This window comes from Enterobacter sp. 6722112, from assembly GCF_058661685.1.
Map to the genome: position 1 here is coordinate 281,325 of NZ_JBZWGR010000007.1, position 17,566 is coordinate 298,890.

Genomic DNA, 17,566 nt, shown 5'->3' on the forward strand with positions numbered 1-17,566 from the left:
GGTTACAGTCCTCGATCCAGATCTTTACCCAGAGGGATAGCGCCCACTTCGCTGAAGTTGGCGACGCTTGCGGATTTTTCATAAAAACGGGGGGCGAGAGCGTTCGTCCCGCCGGTACGGTAAAACGGATCATCGCGGCCAACAGGCAGGGAAACGACACTGCGGGTAATGGCTGATTTATACATCGCAGTAATCAGCTCCAGCGAGCGCTTACCCTGCACGCCGTCCACCAGCGGGGCCGTACCGCGCTCAATGCTCTGAAGCAGGTCGTTAATCTGCCCGGTGTGCAGAGTCCATTCGAGCCTGGGCGTCGCCTGGAAAACGGCATCAAGCAGGGCTTCTCGCTCAATATCATTGGTCTCCTGCGGGAAGCCGTTGTCAGCACTCACGCTGGCATAAGCCTGCCATGGGGCGGAGATGCGCGCTTTATCACCCTGGATAATGATCTTCTGATCTTCCCCGTGGTGTACTACCGAGGCGGTAAGCTGGGTGAGTGCGCCGCTGGGGTATTTGAATATCGCGGCGCTAAGGTCTTCCACTTCGGCGTTGTCATGGGCCACGTTAGTCATCATCGCCACCACCTCAGACGGGAAGCCGAGCATCCACTGAATGGCGTCAATATGGTGCACCGCGTGGTTCAGCGTGCAGCCGCCCCCTTCCTTTTCCCACGTGCCGCGCCACCACAGGTCGTAGTAGCAATGTCCGCGCCACCAGAAGGAATCCACCTGCGCATGGCATATTTTTCCGGCGAGGCCGGAATCCAGCGCCGCTTTTAAGCGCCAGAAGGCATCGGTAAAGCGGTTCTGGGCAATAATGGAGAGCGTTTTTCCGCTGGCCTGCTGGGCGGCGATCATCGCATCACACTCCTCCAGCGAGGCGGCCATCGGTTTTTCACACAGCACATGGCAGCCGGCATGAAGCGCATCAATGCTGATCTCCGCATGGACATAGGGAGGGGTGCAGACGTCAACGATATCGATGGGAAGCGCATCCTCCAGCAACTGCCGGTGGCTGGCGTACACGCGGGCGTCCGTCAGGCCGTAACGCGCTTTTTTCTCTTCCGCTTTCTCCGGATAGATATCAACCAGCGCAACGATCCGGCAGCGCTGTCCAAACTGCAAATAACCCTGAATATGGTTATGGGAGATATTTCCTGTTCCCACAATGGCGACATTTAACATCGATTTTCTCCGGTGTTACCAGGTACCCGCGGCATCCAGCGTGATGCTGGTGGCCTCTTTATCTACAGAGGTGCTGATGCGCTGCTGAAGCAGGCGCAGGTATTGCTTTTCGTTTAGCGGTAGCTCAACCCAGTCGTCCGTCCAGGTGGAGAGGTGCATGGCGTTAGAGAGGGTTAAACCGCGAATGCCGTCCAGACCCGGTGCAATCAACGGCTCGCCGCGCAGCACGGCGGCGCAGAAGTTGGCGGTGATGACGTGGTGCTCGCTGTATTCCGGGGCAACAGGGACAGAAACCTCCCAGCATTCCGGCTCACCGAAGCCATTCTGCCAGCGAGCGTTAAACTCGGTTTCCGATTCGCGCAGCCGCCAGTAGCGCAGTTTGCCCTCGTCGACGACCACTTTGCCGCGATCGCCGACAATCTCCAGGCGGTTGGTGCCCGGCGTTTCCGCGACGGTGGTGATGAACACGCCGGTCGCACCGCTGGCGTATTCGGCGTAGGCGGTCACCTCGTCTTCCACTTCGATATCGCGATGCTTACCGAACTGGCAAAACGCGCGCAGACGAACCGGCATGCCCACCAGCCACTGCCAGAGATCGAGCTGGTGCGGGTCCTGGTTGAGCAGCACGCCGCCGCCTTCCCCTTTCCAGGTGGCGCGCCAGCCGCCGGAGTTGTAGTAACTCTGCGAGCGATACCAGTTGGTGATGATCCAGTTGGAGCGGCGGATCTCGCCCAGCTCGCCGCTGTCGATCAGATCTTTCACTTTCTGATACAGCGGGTTGGGCCGCTGGTTATACATGATGCCGAACACCACGTCGCACTCCCGGGCGCAGGCGTTCATCTCCTGGACCTGCGCGGTGTAGACGCCTGCTGGCTTCTCACACAGGGTATGAATGCCGTGGCGCATCGCCAGCATCGACAGGTGCGGGTGATCGTAATGCGGCGTGGCGACAATGACCGCATCGATAAGCCCGCTCTGGAGCATTTCCTGCGCATCACTGAACAGCGGAATGCCACCAACCAGCTGCCGAATGGCCGGATGCTTTTCCGGCGCGTTATCGCACACCGCCGTAAGGCAGGCGTCGCTGACGGTTCCGGCCAGTAAATAGCGTGCGTGGACCGTACCGATATTACCTATACCAATAATGCCAAAACGTACCTTCTCCATTTCTCACCTTAATTTCAGTCAAAAAGCGTGATGACCGAAAAATAGGAAAGGCGAGACGTAGCGACAATGTGTTTTTGTGAGAATACTCGCAAGGTGAATAAGTAAACTCCAACCATTTTGAAATTTGGTTTTAAAATCAAAGCGCTGTTTCTGCAAATATTTGCAAAAACTGATTGAGAGCGAGGTCACACTATGCCGGGCAAGTTAAAAATGGAGGAGATCGCATCCCTGACGGGATATTCCGTGAGCACGGTTTCCAGGGTGTTGAGCGGCAAGTCTTATACCAGCGATAAGGCCCGGGAAGCCATTGTCCGCACCGCGCGGGAGCTTGGCGTGCTGGAGTCGATGGCGAGCGGACGGCTTTTAATTAACGGAATCGCTGTATTTGCGCCTGAAAGAACGTTTCAGGGGCGTGGGGATATTTTTTATCTGGAAGTGACCAAAGGCATTGCGGAAGCCAGCGCGCCACATAATGTCTGGATCAGTTATTGCGGATTAGAGGAACAAAATGCGGACGTGAAATTATTTATGGAAAAGGCAAGCCATAAAAATATTAACGCAATAATTATCATTGGTACGGATGATTCCACCATATTTAAGCTGGCCAGCACGCTGAATAAACCCTGTGTATTAATTAATTCCGTCGACCGGGACCGGGTGCTGGATTCGGTTTCGCCCGATCATCGCGCAATCGGCTTTACCACGATGCAATATCTTTTCGAGCAGGGGCATCGCCGGGTGCTGACCATCACCTGTTTACGCCGGGACACGCTCTATGCCCGGCTGGATGGAATTAAAGAAGCGTACCGGCATTTTCATGTGGCGTTTGAGCCGCAGCGGGATTTACTGGTCACGGAGTGGTTTACCGCTGAAGAGGCTGAGCGCGAGCTGGATGCGTGGCTGTTACGTCACGACAGAGCGCAGTGGCCTGAGGTCATTTTTCCCAACAGCACCAGCATGACCGAGGGTGTGCTGAAGGCGTTACAGCGGCATGGGCTGCGCGTGCCGGAAGACATCTCCATCATCACCACCGATTTTGCGTGGAATTTAGCAAACCGGCTTGAAAAGCCCATTACGGGGATCACGGTGCCCTGTCGGGATTTGGGCATAGAAGCGGTGCATTTGCTGCAAACGCGGCTAAACCGGCCACAGGCGCCAGTGTTTAACCTGCTGTTGCAGGGGAAAGTCATTGATTACGGTTCGGTGAGTAATGCCACGCGCCACGCGGCTCGCGTGGCGCTGTTGCAGTAATCAGGCCTGCTGGGGAGGCAGGCAAACGCCAATGCCGCCGATACCGCAGTAGCCGTACGGATTTTTATGCAGGTACTGCTGGTGGTCGTCTTCGGCATAGTAGAACGGTTTCGCGGTAGCGATTTCCGTCGTGACCTGACGTTTATCACCGGCCGCCTGCATCGCTTCCTGGAAACGCGTCAGGCTGGCGTGGGCGGCGGCCTCCTGCTCTGGGGTGAGCGGGTAGATGGCCGAACGGTATTGGGTGCCGTGATCGTTACCCTGACGCATGCCCTGCGCCGGGTCATGGTTTTCCCAGAACACCTGGAGCAGCTGTTCATAGCTAATGACGCTCGGGTCATACACCACACGCACCGCTTCAGCATGACCGGTCTCACCGGAACAGACTTCGCGGTAGGTTGGGTTAGGCGTATATCCTCCGGTGTAGCCCGCAGCGGTGCTGTACACGCCCGGCAGTTGCCAGAACAGGCGTTCTACGCCCCAGAAGCAGCCCATGGCAAACAGGGCGATCTCCATTCCATCAGGAACGTTTGTCATTGAATGGTTGTTTACGGCGTGTAATGTCGCCACTGGCATAGGGGTGTTGCGTCCCGGTAACGCATCGGCTTGTGATACCAGATGCTTTTTATCAAATAAACTCACGGTGGGGCCTCCGGGGTAGCGTTGTTTCGGTTAAGGTTGTCACGAAGCGTTTAATTGAACACAATAAATGCGATGAATGAGTCTAGATTTAATCATAAGAAATATTTGGGTGTTACACCCTTTTTCAACCCGTAATTTGGGTTTTTGGCTTTCAGGCCGTATTTTGCCGCGGAGCGGCACTGCATTTGCTTCCAGGGTGGAAACAGGGATATTCAGGAGAAAACGTGACAAAGATCCGCCAGTTATGTTTAGTCAGTTTAATGCTGACCAGCGGGATTGCCAGCGCGGCGAATGTCCGTTTGCAGGTTGAGGGGTTATCCGGGGCGCTGGAAAAAAACGTGCGTGCGCAGCTTTCTACCATCCAGAGCGATGAGGTCACGCCGGATCGGCGTTTTCGCGCGCGCGTGGATGACGCCATCCGCGAAGGCTTAAAGGCGTTGGGGTACTATGAACCCACCATCGATTTCGATTTACGCCCGCCGCCGGCGAAAGGACGCCAGGTGTTGATTGCCCGCGTCTCGCCGGGCGAACCCGTCCTGATTGGCGGCACGAACGTGGTGCTGCGCGGCGGTGCGCGCACCGATCGGGACTACCTGGATCTGCTCAGCACCCGTCCGAAAGTGGGCACCGTGCTCAATCACGGGGATTACGATCGTTTTAAAAAATCCTTAACCAGCGTTTCGCTGCGCAAAGGCTACTTCGACAGCCGGTTCAACAAAAGCCAGCTGGGCGTTGCGCTTGAGCGACGTCAGGCATTCTGGGATATCGATTACGACAGCGGCGAGCGCTACCGGTTTGGCGATGTGACCTTCGAAGGATCGCAAATCCGTGACGAGTATCTGCAAAATCTGGTGCCGTTTAAAAAGGGCGACTACTACCAGTCCAGCGACCTGGGCGAGCTGAACCGTCGTTTGTCCGCGACGGGCTGGTTTAACTCCGTGGTGGTAGCACCGGAATTTGATAAATCCCGTAAAACGAAAGTGTTACCGCTGCATGGCGTGGTCTCTCCGCGCACCGAGAACACCATTGAGACCGGTGTCGGCTACTCCACGGACGTCGGCCCGCGCGTGAAAGCCTCGTGGAAAAAACCGTGGATGAACTCCTACGGCCACAGCCTGACCACCAGCGTCAGCCTGTCTGCGCCTGAACAGCAGCTGGACTTCAGCTATAAAATGCCGCTGCTGAAAAATCCGCTTGAGCAATACTACCTCGTGCAGGGCGGCTTTAAGCGTACCGATTTGAACGATACCGAGCAGGACTCGACGACGCTTGCGGTATCACGCTTCTGGGATCTCTCCAGCGGCTGGCAGCGCGCCATTAACCTGCGCTGGAGCCTCGACCACTTTACCCAGGCAAACGTCACCAACACCACCATGCTGCTTTATCCGGGCGTGATGATCAGCCGTACCCGCTCGCGCGGTGGCCTGATGCCGACCTGGGGCGATTCTCAGCGCTACTCCATCGATTACTCCAACACCGCCTGGGGCTCCGACGTAGACTTCTCCGTCTTTCAGGCGCAAAACGTCTGGATCCGCACGCTGTACGACAAACACCGCTTTGTGATGCGCGGTAATCTCGGCTGGATCGAAACCGGTGATTTCGAACGCGTCCCGCCGGATCTGCGCTTCTTCGCCGGGGGCGACCGCAGCATTCGCGGGTATAAGTACAAATCGATCTCACCTGAAAACGACAAAGGCCAGTTGACCGGGGCGTCAAAACTGGCGACTGGCTCGCTGGAGTACCAGTACAACGTCAGCGGCAAGTGGTGGGGAGCGATGTTCGTTGACGGCGGTGAAGCGGTGAACGATATCCGCCGCAGCGATTTCAAAACCGGCGCGGGCGTAGGCGTGCGCTGGCAGTCACCGGTCGGGCCCATCAAGCTCGATTTCGCCGTTCCGGTGGGCGACAAAGACGAACACGGTTTACAGTTTTACATCGGTCTGGGGCCTGAATTATGAGTTTATGGAAGAAGATAAGCCTCGGGGTGCTGATTTTTATCGTATTACTGCTCGGTACGGTGGCGTTTCTGGTGGGCACCACCACGGGCCTGCATTTGCTGTTTAACGCCGCGAACCGCTGGGTGCCAGGGCTGGAAATCGGCCAGGTCACGGGCGGCTGGCGCGATCTGCGCCTGAAAAATATCCGTTATGAACAGCCCGGTGTGGCGGTGAACGCGGGCGAGTTTCATCTGGCGGTCAAGCTCGGCTGCCTGCGGGACAGCCAGCTGTGCGTAAACGATCTGTCGCTAAAAGACGTTAACGTGGCGATAGATTCCAAAAAAATGCCGAAGTCCGAGCCTGTCGAAGAAGAGGACAGCGGCCCGCTGAACCTCTCCACGCCGTACCCGATTGCGCTTTACCGGGTCGCACTGGATAACGTGAATATCAAAATCGACGACACGACGGTATCCGTGATGGATTTCACCTCCGGTCTGCGCTGGCAGGAGAAAAACCTCACCCTGACCCCAACCTCCCTGCAAGGGCTGCTGATTGCGCTGCCGAAGGTGGCCGACGTGGCGCAGGAAGAGATCGTCGAGCCGAAGATCCAGAACCCGCAGCCGGAAGAAAAACCGCTGGGCGAAACGCTGAAAGATCTCTTCTCGAAACCGGTTCTGCCGGAGATGACCGACGTGCATCTGCCGCTGAACCTCAATATCGAAGAGTTTAAGGGCGAGCAGTTGCGTCTGACCGGCGATACCGATCTGACGGTCTTCAACATGCTGCTTAAAGTCAGCAGTATCGACGGCAACATGAAGCTCGACGCGCTGGATATTGATACTAACCAGGGGTCGGTCAACGCCTCAGGCAATGCGCTGCTGCGCGACAACTGGCCGGTAGATATTACGTTGAACAGCGCCCTGAACATCGATCCGCTGAAAGGCGAAAAGGTGAAGGTGAAAGTCGGCGGCGCGCTGCGCGAGAAGCTGGAGTTCGGCGTGAACCTCTCCGGACCGGTGGATATGGTGCTGCGCGGGCAAATCCAGCTGGCAGAGGCCGGTTTACCGCTCAACCTTGAGGTTGTCAGCAAGCAGCTTTACTGGCCGTTCACCGGCGAAAAACAGTTCCAGGCTGACGATCTGAAGCTGAAGCTGAGTGGCAAAATGACCGACTACACGCTGTCGTTCCGCACGGCAGTGAAGGGGCAGGGGGTACCGCCCGCCGATATCATCCTGGACGCGAAGGGTAACGAGTTGCAGGTTAACCTCGACAAGCTGACCGTGGCGGCGCTGGAAGGAAAAACCGAGCTGACCGCGCTGCTCGACTGGCAGCAGGCGATCAGCTGGCGCGGCGAGCTGAAGCTGACCGGGATCAACACCGCTAAAGAGGTCCCGGACTGGCCGTCAAAACTGGATGGCCTGATCAAAACCCGCGGTAGCCTGTACGGTGGCACCTGGCAGATGGACGTGCCGGAACTCAAGCTCACTGGCAACGTGAAGCAGAACAAAGTCAACGTAGAGGGCTCGCTTAAGGGCAACAGCTATCTCCAGTGGGTGATCCCGGGCCTGCACGTGGCGCTGGGTCGCAACACGGCGGATATTAAAGGCGAGCTGGGCGTGAAAGACCTCAATCTGGATGCCACCATCGACGCGCCAAATCTTGATAACGCCCTGCCGGGTCTTGGCGGCACGGCGAAGGGGTTAGTGAAGGTTCGCGGTACGGTGGAGGCGCCGCAGCTGCTGGCGGACATCACCGCCAATAACCTGCGCTGGCAGGAACTTTCTATTGCCCGCGTACGCGTCGAGGGGGACGTGAAATCCACCGATCAGATCGGCGGAAACCTGGATCTGCGCGTGGAGCGTATCTCTCAGCCGGACGTGAACATCAGTCTGGTCACGCTGGCGGCAAAAGGTAACGAAAAGCAGCACGATCTCCAGCTACGCGTGCAGGGCGAGCCGGTCTCCGGGCAGCTGCACCTGACGGGCAGTTTTGACCGCCAGGCGACGCGCTGGAAAGGCGTGCTGGATAACACCCGCTTCAGCACGCCGGTCGGCCCGCTGGTGCTGTCGCGGTCTGTCGCGCTGGATTACCGCAACGCGGAGCAAAAGATCAGCATTGGGCCACACTGCTGGACCAACCCGAATGCTGAGCTGTGCGTGCCGCAGACCATTGATGCAGGCGCGGAAGGACGCGCGCAGATCAACCTCAACCGTTTCGACCTGGCGATGCTGAAACCGTTTATGCCGGAAACCACCCAGGCCAGCGGGGTCTTCAGCGGTAAAGCGGACGTCGCGTGGGACACCACCAAAGAGGGACTGCCGCAGGGCAGCGTTACCCTCTCCGGGCGTAACGTGAAGGTGACGCAGGAGGTCAATGACGCGCCGCTGCCGGTGGCGTTCGACACCCTGAATGTGAACGCTGACCTGCGTAACAATCGTGCGGAACTGGGATGGCTGATCCGCCTGACCAACAACGGTCAGTTTGACGGACAGGTGCAAATTACCGATCCGCAAGGGCGGCGCAATCTCGGCGGCAACGTCAATATTCGCAACTTCAACCTGGCGATGGTGAATCCGATCTTCTCGCGGGGAGAAAAGGCGGCGGGGATGCTCAGCGCCAACCTGCGTCTGGCGGGGGATGCGCAAAGCCCGCAGCTGTTTGGCCAGATGCGGTTAAACGGCGTGGACATTGACGGTAACTTTATGCCGTTCGATATGCAGCCAAGCCAGCTGGCGATGAACTTTAACGGCCAAAGCTCAACCCTCAGTGGCTCAGTGCTGACGCAGCAGGGACAAATCAACCTGAGCGGTGACGCAGACTGGAGCCAGCTCGACAACTGGCGCGCCCGTATTGCGGCCAAAGGCAGCAGGGTGCGTATCACGGTACCGCCGATGGTGCGCCTGGACGTGTCGCCAGACGTGGTCTTTGAGGCAACGCCGAGTCTCTTCACCCTGGATGGCCGTGTTGACGTACCGTGGGCGCGCATCGTGGTTCACGAGGTGCCGGAAAGCGCGGTTGGCGTCTCCAGTGACGAAGTTATGCTCAATGAAAATCTGAAACCTGTTGAACAGAAGAGCGCTGGCATACCGATCAATAGTAATCTTATCGTGCACGTGGGGAATAACGTGCGTTTGGACGCGTTTGGGCTGAAGGCGAGACTCACGGGTGACCTGAAAGTGGCGCAGGATCAACAGGGGCTTGGCCTCAATGGACAAATCAATATTCCTGAAGGGCGCTTCCATGCCTACGGTCAGGATTTGATTGTGCGTAAAGGCGAGCTGCTGTTCTCCGGTCCACCGGATCAGCCGGTACTCAATATCGAAGCGATCCGTAACCCGGAAGCCACCGAAGATGATGTGATTGCAGGCGTGCGCGTGACGGGCTCCGCCGATGAACCTAAGGCAGAGATCTTCTCTGACCCGGCCATGTCGCAACAGGAAGCGCTCTCTTACCTCCTGCGCGGCCAGGGTCTGGATAGCCAACAGGGCGATGGTGCGGCAATGACATCAATGTTAGTTGGTCTGGGGGTTGCACAAAGTGGTCAGGTTGTGGGTAAAATCGGCGAGACGTTTGGCGTAAGCAATCTGGCGCTGGACACTCAGGGCGTGGGTGACTCTTCGCAGGTAGTGGTCAGCGGCTATGTACTGCCGGGTCTACAGGTAAAATATGGCGTGGGGATCTTTGACTCACTGGCTACACTCACGTTACGTTATCGCCTGATGCCTAAGCTATATCTGGAAGCAGTGTCCGGCGTAGACCAGGCACTTGATCTGCTCTATCAGTTTGAGTTTTAGCAATGCGAATATTTGTTTACGGCAGTTTACGAACCAGGCAAGGCAACAGCCACTGGATGACCAACGCCCAGTTGCTGGGAAATTACACAATCGAAAACTACCAGTTGTACAGTCTGGGCCACTATCCAGGCGCGGTTCCGGGGAACGGAACGGTACAGGGTGAGGTTTATCGTATTGATAATGCCACGCTGGCCGAACTTGATGCCTTGCGCACCAGGGGCGGTGAATACGCTCGCCAGTTGATCCAGACGCCTTACGGCAGTGCATGGATGTACGTGTACCAACGTTCGGTCGACGGGTTAACGTTGATTGAAAGCGGTAACTGGTTAGACAGAGACCAGTTCTGAAAAACGACAACGCCACCGTAAGGTGGCGTTGTCGTTTTGCGCCGTAGGCCCGTGCAAGCGTAGCGCCGCCGGGCGATACTCCTCAATCGCACGGGTTACCAGGAGCGACAGGCACAAAAAAGCCCCGACGCGCGGGGCTTAGTCTCAGCAGTAAGAATTACTTCTTAGCCGCACGCTCGAAAGAGGCGATGATTTCTGCTTTCGCCGCTTCTGCGTTATCCCAGCCTTCAACTTTAACCCATTTGCCTTTTTCGAGATCTTTGTAGTGCTCGAAGAAGTGGGCGATCTGCGCTTTCAGCAGCTCTGGCAGGTCGTTCACATCTTTAATGTGATCGTACTCTTTGCTCAGCTTGGTGTGCGGTACGGCAACCAGTTTCGCATCTTCACCCGCTTCGTCAGTCATTTTCAGCACGCCAACAGGACGGCAGCGAATGACGGAGCCTGGCTGCAATGGATATGGCGTTGGGACCAGTACGTCAACCGGGTCACCGTCCAGAGACAGAGTGTGGTTGATGTAGCCGTAGTTGCACGGATAGAACATGGCGGTAGACATGAAACGGTCAACGAACAGCGCACCGGTGTCTTTGTCGATTTCGTATTTGATTGGATCTGCGTTGGCCGGGATTTCGATCACAACGTAGATGTCTTCTGGCAGTTCTTTACCCGCAGGGACGTTGAGTAAGCTCATGTCGGTGTCCTTTAAAATGGATGGTAAACAAGTGGCAGGTATTATAGCCAACTGGCGCTGAAAGTCTCCGCCTGTTTTCGTCTTCTCTCCCTCGCGCCTTCACTTTTCAGACCGTTTCCATGACAGGATAATCCATAAACTCAGCCGCATTTTAAATGTTGAAATGAAAGCGATTACAAACTTGTGATTAACGTTTTATTCACTTTTCTGAAGTGTGATGTAACGCAATCCGTAACATATTCCATTGGCTATAGTTCATCCGCGGAACATCTTTTAACCAACAATAACCTACCCTACGAGGACGTTCATATGTGGAAGCGCTTACTTCTTGTTACAGCAGTTTCGGCAGCCATGTCGTCTATGGCGATGGCCGCACCCTTAACCGTTGGATTTTCGCAGGTCGGATCTGAATCTGGCTGGCGCGCCGCTGAAACGAATGTGGCGAAAAGTGAGGCCGAAAAGCGCGGTATTACGCTGAAAATCGCCGATGGTCAGCAAAAGCAAGAGAACCAGATTAAAGCGGTGCGCTCGTTTATCGCTCAGGGCGTGGATGCCATCTTTATTGCCCCGGTTGTCGCCACGGGCTGGGAGCCGGTGCTGAAGGAAGCCAAAGATGCTGAAATTCCGGTCTTCCTGCTCGACCGTTCCATCGACGTAAAAAACAAATCTCTCTATATGACCACCGTCACCGCCGATAACGTGCTGGAAGGCAAACTGATTGGTGACTGGCTGGTGAAGCAGGTGGATGGCAAGCCGTGTAACGTGGTTGAGTTGCAGGGCACCGTCGGGGCGAGCGTGGCTATCGACCGTAAGAAAGGTTTCGCGGAGGCCATCGCCAAAGCACCAAACATTAAGATCATCCGTTCTCAGTCCGGCGACTTCACCCGTAGTAAGGGTAAAGAGGTCATGGAAAGCTTCATCAAGGCAGAAAATAACGGCAAAAATATCTGCATGGTTTACGCCCACAACGACGACATGGTGATCGGCGCCATCCAGGCCATCAAAGAAGCGGGCCTGAAGCCGGGCAAAGATATCCTCACCGGCTCGATCGACGGCGTACCGGACATCTACAAAGCGATGATTGACGGCGAAGCGAACGCCAGCGTGGAGCTGACGCCAAATATGGCGGGCCCGGCATTCGATGCGCTGGAGAAATTCAAGAAGGACGGCACCCAGCCTGAGAAGTTGACCATCACCAAATCCACGCTCTACCTGCCGGACACGGCGAAAGAAGAGTTAGAGAAGAAGAAAAATATGGGCTACTGATCCAGTGAAATTGCCGGGTGGCGCTGCGCTTACCCGGCCTACGATACGCTCTTTTGTAGGCCGGATAAGCGTAGCGTCATCCGGCCTGATGCAGGGGGAAACCATGACCACCGAACAACACCAGGAAATCCTCCGCACAGAGGGCCTGAGTAAATTTTTCCCTGGCGTTAAGGCGCTGGATAACGTTGATTTCAGCCTGCGGCGTGGGGAGATCATGGCGTTGCTCGGCGAAAACGGGGCGGGGAAGTCGACGCTGATTAAAACCCTGACCGGGGTCTATCACGCCGATCGCGGCGCTATCTGGCTGGAAGGTAACGCCATTTCGCCCAAAAACACCGCGCATGCCCAGCAACTGGGGATCGGCACGGTCTACCAGGAAGTGAACCTGCTGCCAAACATGTCGGTAGCGGATAACCTGTTTATTGGCCGCGAACCCAGACGTTTTGGCCTGCTGCGCCGCAAAGAGATGGAAGCGCGCGCCGCGAAGCTGATGGAATCGTATGGCTTCTCTCTCGACGTGCGCGAACCGCTGAACCGTTTTTCCGTAGCGATGCAGCAAATCGTCGCGATCTGTCGCGCTATCGATCTCTCGGCGAAAGTGCTGATCCTCGATGAACCCACCGCCAGCCTCGATACCCAGGAAGTGGAGATGCTTTTTACCCTGATGCGCCAGCTGCGTAATCAGGGCGTCAGCCTGATTTTCGTGACGCATTTCCTCGATCAGGTTTACGAGGTGAGCGACCGTATAACGGTGCTGTGCAACGGCAGCTTTGTCGGCTGCCGGGAAACCCGCGAGCTGCCGCAGATAGAGCTGGTCAAAATGATGCTGGGCCGCGAGCTCGAGACCAACGCGCTTCAGCGCGCGGGCCGTACGCTGCTGAGCGAAAAACCGATCGCCGCGTTTCACGATTACGGCAGAAAAGGGACCATCGCGCCGTTTAACCTCGAGGTACGCCCCGGTGAAATTGTGGGTCTGGCGGGGCTGTTAGGCTCCGGGCGCACCGAAACCGCCGAAGTCATCTTCGGGATCAAACCTGCCGACAGCGGAACGGCGCTGATCAAAGGCAAACCACAAACGCTACGTTCACCGCATCAGGCGTCGTGCCTCGGGGTGGGCTTCTGTCCGGAGGACAGGAAAACGGACGGGATTATTGCCGCCGCCTCGGTGCGGGAAAACATCATTCTGGCGCTACAGGCCCAGCGCGGCTGGCTGCGTCCGATCCCTAAGCGCGAGCAGAACGCGATTGCCGAGCGCTTCATCCGCCAGCTCGGTATACGTACCCCGAGCGCGGAACAGCCCATCGAGTTCCTCTCGGGCGGTAACCAGCAGAAGGTTCTCCTCTCGCGCTGGCTGCTCACCAGGCCGCAATTCCTGATCCTCGACGAGCCCACGCGCGGTATCGACGTGGGCGCGCACGCCGAAATCATCCGGCTTATCGAAACGCTCTGCGCCGACGGTCTGGCGCTGCTGGTGATCTCGTCCGAGCTGGAGGAGCTGGTCGGCTATGCCGATCGCGTCATCATTATGCGCGATCGCAGGCAGGTGGCAGAGATCCCGCTGGATAAACTGTCGGTACCGGCGATCATGAATGCCATCGCGGCGTAAGGAGTCAAATGTGATGTCCCGTTCTCTTTCGCAAACTGGCGAAGCGAAGCGCCGCTTCACCTGGCCGACCGGCACGCCGCAAATCGTGGCGCTGCTGCTGGTGCTGCTGGTGGATAGCCTGGTGGCTCCGCATTTTTTCCAGATCGTCGTGCAGGATGGCCGCCTGTTTGGTAGCCCGATCGACATTTTAAACCGTGCCGCGCCCGTGGCGCTGCTGGCGATTGGTATGACGCTGGTCATTGCCACCGGCGGGATCGACCTCTCCGTCGGTGCGGTAATGGCGATTGCGGGCGCCACCGCCGCCTCGATGACCGTCGCCGGGCACAGCCTGCCGGTGGTCCTGCTGGCCGCGCTGGGTTCCGGCGTGCTTGCCGGGCTGTGGAACGGCATTCTGGTTGCGGTGCTCAAGATCCAGCCGTTTGTCGCGACGTTGATTTTGATGGTGGCCGGGCGCGGTGTGGCGCAGCTTATCACCTCCGGTCAAATCGTCACCTTTAACTCCCCGAGCCTGGCGTGGATCGGCAGCGGTAATTTTCTGTTCTTCCCGACGCCGGTGATCGTCGCGCTGTTGACGCTGGTGGTGTTCTGGCTTTTCACCCGCAAAACGGCGCTCGGGATGTTCATCGAAGCGGTGGGGATTAACATTCGGGCCGCGAAAAACGCCGGGGTAAATACGCGGCTGATGGTGATGCTGACTTACGTGCTGAGCGGCGTCTGTGCTGCGATTGCCGGGGTGATCGTGGCCGCCGATATTCGCGGAGCGGATGCCAATAACGCCGGACTCTGGCTCGAGCTGGATGCGATCCTCGCGGTGGTTATCGGCGGTGGATCGCTGATGGGCGGACGTTTTAATCTGCTGCTCTCGGTGGTGGGAGCGTTGATTATTCAGGGTATGAATACCGGTATTTTGCTCTCCGGGTTCCAGCCGGAGCTGAATCAGGTCGTCAAAGCGGTCGTGGTGCTTATCGTGCTTATCGTGCAGTCGCCGCGCTTTATCACTCTCATTAAGGGGTTCCGCGGTCATGATAAAACGTAATTTGCCGTTAATGATCACGCTGGGTGTGTTCGTGCTGGGGTACCTCTACTGCCTGACCCAGTTCCCGGGCTTCGCCTCCACGCGGGTGATTTGCAACATCCTGACCGACAACGCCTTTTTAGGCATTATCGCCGTCGGCATGACGTTTGTGATCCTCTCCGGCGGGATCGACCTCTCCGTTGGGTCGGTGATCGCCTTTACCGGCGTGTTCCTTGCCAAGGCGATTGGCTTTTGGGGGATTTCGCCGCTGCTGGCTTTTCCGCTGGTGCTGGTCATGGGCTGCGCGTTCGGCGCCTTTATGGGGCTTTTGATCGATGCGCTGAAAATCCCGGCCTTTATCATCACCCTCGCCGGGATGTTCTTCCTGCGCGGCGTGAGCTATCTGGTGTCGGAGGAGTCAATTCCGATTAACCATCCGATCTACGACACGCTCTCCAGTCTGGCGTGGAAAATCCCCGGCGGGGGGCGCCTGAGCGCAATGGGGCTGCTGATGCTGGGCGTGGTGGTGATCGGGATCTTCCTCGCCCACCGTACCCGATTTGGTAACCAGGTTTATGCCATTGGCGGCAGCGCCACGTCCGCGAACCTGATGGGAATTTCCACGCGCAGCACGACTATTCGCATCTACATGCTTTCGACCGGGCTGGCCACCCTCGCGGGGATTGTATTCTCGGTTTATACCCAGGCAGGCTATGCCCTGGCGGGGGTGGGCGTTGAGCTGGACGCCATTGCCTCGGTAGTGATTGGCGGTACGCTGCTCAGCGGCGGAGTGGGGACAGTCCTCGGCACGCTGTTTGGCGTGGCGATCCAGGGGCTGATTCAGACCTATATCAACTTCGACGGCACGCTCAGCTCCTGGTGGACCAAAATCGCCATCGGCATTCTGCTGTTTATTTTTATCGCGCTCCAGCGCGGCCTGACGGTGCTGTGGGAGAACCGCCAGAGCTCACCTGTTACCCGGGTGAATACATCTTTAACAGAGCGATAACATGCTGAAATTGCTTAAACTCTAAACATTTTCCGGTAGCGGCCGATATTCTTTTTTTATGCCCAGAAATATCTCGCTACCGGAAATAACATCATGCTTAAAACGCTATCGATTCGTACCGGCTTGCTCTCTTTACTGGCCGTTATGACCCTTCTGCTGCTGATTGTCAGCGGCATCGGCATTTATGCCCTTACACAAAGTTCCGCTTCTCTCCAGCGCATCAATCATCTTCAGGGTGAACAGATGGTGCAGCTGAATGCCGGCTATACGCTGATCCTGCGCGCGCGTAACGAAGCGGGGCAGGCCGTCCGCATGATGGAGGTCGGCCTGCTGGACGATGCGGCCAGGGCGGTCAAAACCATTAACCAGGAAGTGGCGCTGGCACAGAAAACGCTGAAGGACGTGATCGGCAGCGGCGTGGCGGATGAGCAGGGGCAAAAGCTGCTGGATAACGTTGCCGCGAGTCTGGCGGTGTACAACCAGCAGGGTATCAGCCCGATGCTGAAAGCCCTGAACGAGCAAAGCGCGGACAGCTATTACGATCTGCTGGAAAACAAGCTGGTCCCGGTGGCGAAGCAGTTTGATAACGATATGCAGGCGTTCCAGGCATGGAGCGAGGCGCGCGGTAAAGCGGAGGTGAGCGCTGTGCAGGCGAGTAAAACCCGCGTGCTGATCCTGATTATCGTCGCGGCGCTGCTGACGGCTGGCATTATCGTGCTGGCCTGGCTGGTGCTGCGCCATATGCTGCTCAAGCCGCTTTCAGCCTCGATTGCCCAGCTGGAACATGTGGCGGCCGGGGATTTAACCCATACCCTGAACGCGCCGGCGAGCCAGGAATTTAATCGCCTTAACGCGGCGATCGAAGGGATGCGCCAGTCGCTGATGGACTCGGTTCTGCGGGTGCGTGACGCCAGCTCGCAGATTGATACCGGCAGCCGCGAGCTGACGGCCGGGAATATGAACCTGGCCCAGCGCACGGAATCCACCGCCACCTCGCTGGAGCAGACGGCCGCCAGCATGGAAGAGATCACCGCCACGGTGAAACTTAACGCCGATAACGCCGAGCAGGCGCACCAGCTGGCGAAGTCGGTCTCCGATACCGCCGATCACGGCAGTGAAATGGTCTGCTATGTCATTGAGAAGATGCGCGACATCTCCGGCAGTTCGGCGCGCATCGCCGATATCCTGAGCGTCATCGACGGCATTGCCTTCCAGACCAATATTCTGGCGCTGAACGCCTCCGTTGAAGCGGCGCGTGCGGGTGAGCAGGGGCGAGGTTTTGCGGTCGTGGCGGGTGAGGTGCGTAATCTCGCCAGCCGCAGTGCTGATGCGGCGAAAGAGATCCGCTCGCTTATCAGCGATTCGCAAACCCACGTGAACGAGGGCAGCGAGCTGGCGCAGCAGGCCGGTGAGACGATGGACGAGATCGCCACCGAAGTACTGCGTATGACCAAACTGATGCGTGAAATTGCGACGGCGTCCCAGGAGCAGAGCCGCGGTATTGAGCAGGTGAATATCGCCGTCAATCAGATGGATGAAACGGCGCAGCAAAATGCGGCGCTGGTCCAGCAATCATCTGCGGCAACTCGTTCCCTGGAGGAACAGTCGCGCGAGCTGATGGAAGCGATGGCCTCCTTCAAGCTGACGATGCAAACGGTCTGAA

Annotated in this window: 13 protein-coding genes; 9 read left to right on the forward strand and 4 right to left on the reverse strand. The window is 57.3% G+C overall.

Annotated features, from left to right (window positions below):
- Positions 1-2: 2 nt before the first annotated feature.
- Together AC4OVU_RS02920 and AC4OVU_RS02925 are read right to left on the reverse strand one after the other, a co-directional pair.
- Positions 3-1,181, reverse strand: coding sequence for a Gfo/Idh/MocA family protein (locus tag AC4OVU_RS02920; protein WP_017383929.1), 1,179 nt, complete (start codon positions 1,179-1,181; stop codon positions 3-5).
- A gap of 15 nt (positions 1,182-1,196) precedes the next feature.
- Positions 1,197-2,348 (reverse strand): Gfo/Idh/MocA family protein, encoded by a 1,152-nt coding sequence (locus tag AC4OVU_RS02925; RefSeq protein ID WP_045141844.1) that lies wholly within the window; start codon positions 2,346-2,348, stop codon positions 1,197-1,199.
- 192 nt (positions 2,349-2,540) lie between these two features.
- On the opposite strand from AC4OVU_RS02925, the gene AC4OVU_RS02930 reads away from it, so the two are divergent.
- Positions 2,541-3,599 carry a LacI family DNA-binding transcriptional regulator gene (locus tag AC4OVU_RS02930; RefSeq protein ID WP_045333416.1) on the forward strand — a complete coding sequence of 353 codons (1,059 nt, stop codon included), beginning with the start codon at positions 2,541-2,543 and terminating at the stop codon, positions 3,597-3,599.
- Here the strand turns inward: AC4OVU_RS02930 and msrA are convergent, their stop codons facing one another.
- Positions 3,600-4,241, reverse strand: coding sequence for a peptide-methionine (S)-S-oxide reductase MsrA (gene msrA / locus AC4OVU_RS02935; RefSeq protein WP_006810351.1), 642 nt, complete (start codon positions 4,239-4,241; stop codon positions 3,600-3,602).
- 224 nt (positions 4,242-4,465) lie between these two features.
- On the opposite strand from msrA, the gene tamA reads away from it, so the two are divergent.
- The 3 genes from tamA to AC4OVU_RS02950 are packed head-to-tail and all read left to right on the forward strand — an operon-like array spanning position 4,466 to position 10,319.
- Positions 4,466-6,199, forward strand: a complete 1,734-nt coding sequence (gene tamA / locus AC4OVU_RS02940; RefSeq protein ID WP_017694656.1) for an autotransporter assembly complex protein TamA — start codon at positions 4,466-4,468, stop codon at positions 6,197-6,199.
- Positions 6,196-9,972, forward strand: coding sequence for an autotransporter assembly complex protein TamB (tamB, locus tag AC4OVU_RS02945; RefSeq protein ID WP_047732957.1), 3,777 nt, complete (start codon positions 6,196-6,198; stop codon positions 9,970-9,972). Before tamA ends, tamB begins: the two co-directional genes overlap by 4 nt.
- Before the next feature lie 2 nt (positions 9,973-9,974).
- Positions 9,975-10,319: a gamma-glutamylcyclotransferase family protein gene (locus AC4OVU_RS02950; protein WP_017383925.1), complete on the forward strand. Its 345-nt coding sequence runs from the start codon at positions 9,975-9,977 to the stop codon at positions 10,317-10,319.
- A 157-nt stretch (positions 10,320-10,476) separates the two neighbouring features.
- Here AC4OVU_RS02950 and ppa read toward each other — a convergent pair whose 3' ends face one another.
- Positions 10,477-11,007 carry an inorganic diphosphatase gene (gene ppa / locus AC4OVU_RS02955; RefSeq protein ID WP_006810347.1) on the reverse strand — a complete coding sequence of 177 codons (531 nt, stop codon included), beginning with the start codon at positions 11,005-11,007 and terminating at the stop codon, positions 10,477-10,479.
- 309 nt (positions 11,008-11,316) lie between these two features.
- Between ppa and ytfQ the strand changes: the two genes are divergently transcribed.
- The 5 genes from ytfQ to AC4OVU_RS02980 all read left to right on the forward strand — a co-directional run bounded on the left by ytfQ (position 11,317) and on the right by AC4OVU_RS02980 (position 17,565).
- Complete coding sequence (gene ytfQ / locus AC4OVU_RS02960) at positions 11,317-12,273, forward strand: galactofuranose ABC transporter substrate-binding protein YtfQ (protein WP_110292703.1); 957 nt, start codon at positions 11,317-11,319, stop codon at positions 12,271-12,273.
- Positions 12,274-12,376: 103 nt separating this feature from the next.
- Entirely contained in the window at positions 12,377-13,879 is a 1,503-nt protein-coding gene (ytfR, locus tag AC4OVU_RS02965) for a galactofuranose ABC transporter, ATP-binding protein YtfR (RefSeq protein ID WP_110292704.1), read from the forward strand.
- Between the two features lie 10 nt (positions 13,880-13,889).
- Entirely contained in the window at positions 13,890-14,915 is a 1,026-nt protein-coding gene (gene ytfT, locus AC4OVU_RS02970) for a galactofuranose ABC transporter, ATP-binding protein YtfT (RefSeq protein ID WP_181419218.1), read from the forward strand.
- The gene (gene yjfF, locus AC4OVU_RS02975; RefSeq protein ID WP_017383921.1) at positions 14,902-15,903 is read left to right on the forward strand and encodes a galactofuranose ABC transporter, permease protein YjfF; all 1,002 of its coding nucleotides are present in this window, start codon (positions 14,902-14,904) and stop codon (positions 15,901-15,903) included. The genes ytfT and yjfF overlap by 14 nt, the downstream gene beginning before the upstream one ends.
- Positions 15,904-15,996: 93 nt before the next feature.
- Entirely contained in the window at positions 15,997-17,565 is a 1,569-nt protein-coding gene (locus AC4OVU_RS02980) for a methyl-accepting chemotaxis protein (RefSeq protein ID WP_045341478.1), read from the forward strand.
- Position 17,566 lies beyond the last annotated feature (1 nt).

Coding starts and splice junctions, on each gene's coding strand:
- AC4OVU_RS02920 (WP_017383929.1), bottom strand. CDS start 1,181: ATGTTAAATGTCGCCATTGTGGGAACAGGAAATATCTCCCATAACCAT.
- AC4OVU_RS02925 (WP_045141844.1), bottom strand. CDS start 2,348: ATGGAGAAGGTACGTTTTGGCATTATTGGTATAGGTAATATCGGTACG.
- AC4OVU_RS02930 (WP_045333416.1), top strand. CDS start 2,541: ATGCCGGGCAAGTTAAAAATGGAGGAGATCGCATCCCTGACGGGATAT.
- tamB (WP_047732957.1), top strand. CDS start 6,196: ATGAGTTTATGGAAGAAGATAAGCCTCGGGGTGCTGATTTTTATCGTA.
- AC4OVU_RS02950 (WP_017383925.1), top strand. CDS start 9,975: ATGCGAATATTTGTTTACGGCAGTTTACGAACCAGGCAAGGCAACAGC.
- ppa (WP_006810347.1), bottom strand. CDS start 11,007: ATGAGCTTACTCAACGTCCCTGCGGGTAAAGAACTGCCAGAAGACATC.
- ytfQ (WP_110292703.1), top strand. CDS start 11,317: ATGTGGAAGCGCTTACTTCTTGTTACAGCAGTTTCGGCAGCCATGTCG.
- ytfR (WP_110292704.1), top strand. CDS start 12,377: ATGACCACCGAACAACACCAGGAAATCCTCCGCACAGAGGGCCTGAGT.
- yjfF (WP_017383921.1), top strand. CDS start 14,902: ATGATAAAACGTAATTTGCCGTTAATGATCACGCTGGGTGTGTTCGTG.
- AC4OVU_RS02980 (WP_045341478.1), top strand. CDS start 15,997: ATGCTTAAAACGCTATCGATTCGTACCGGCTTGCTCTCTTTACTGGCC.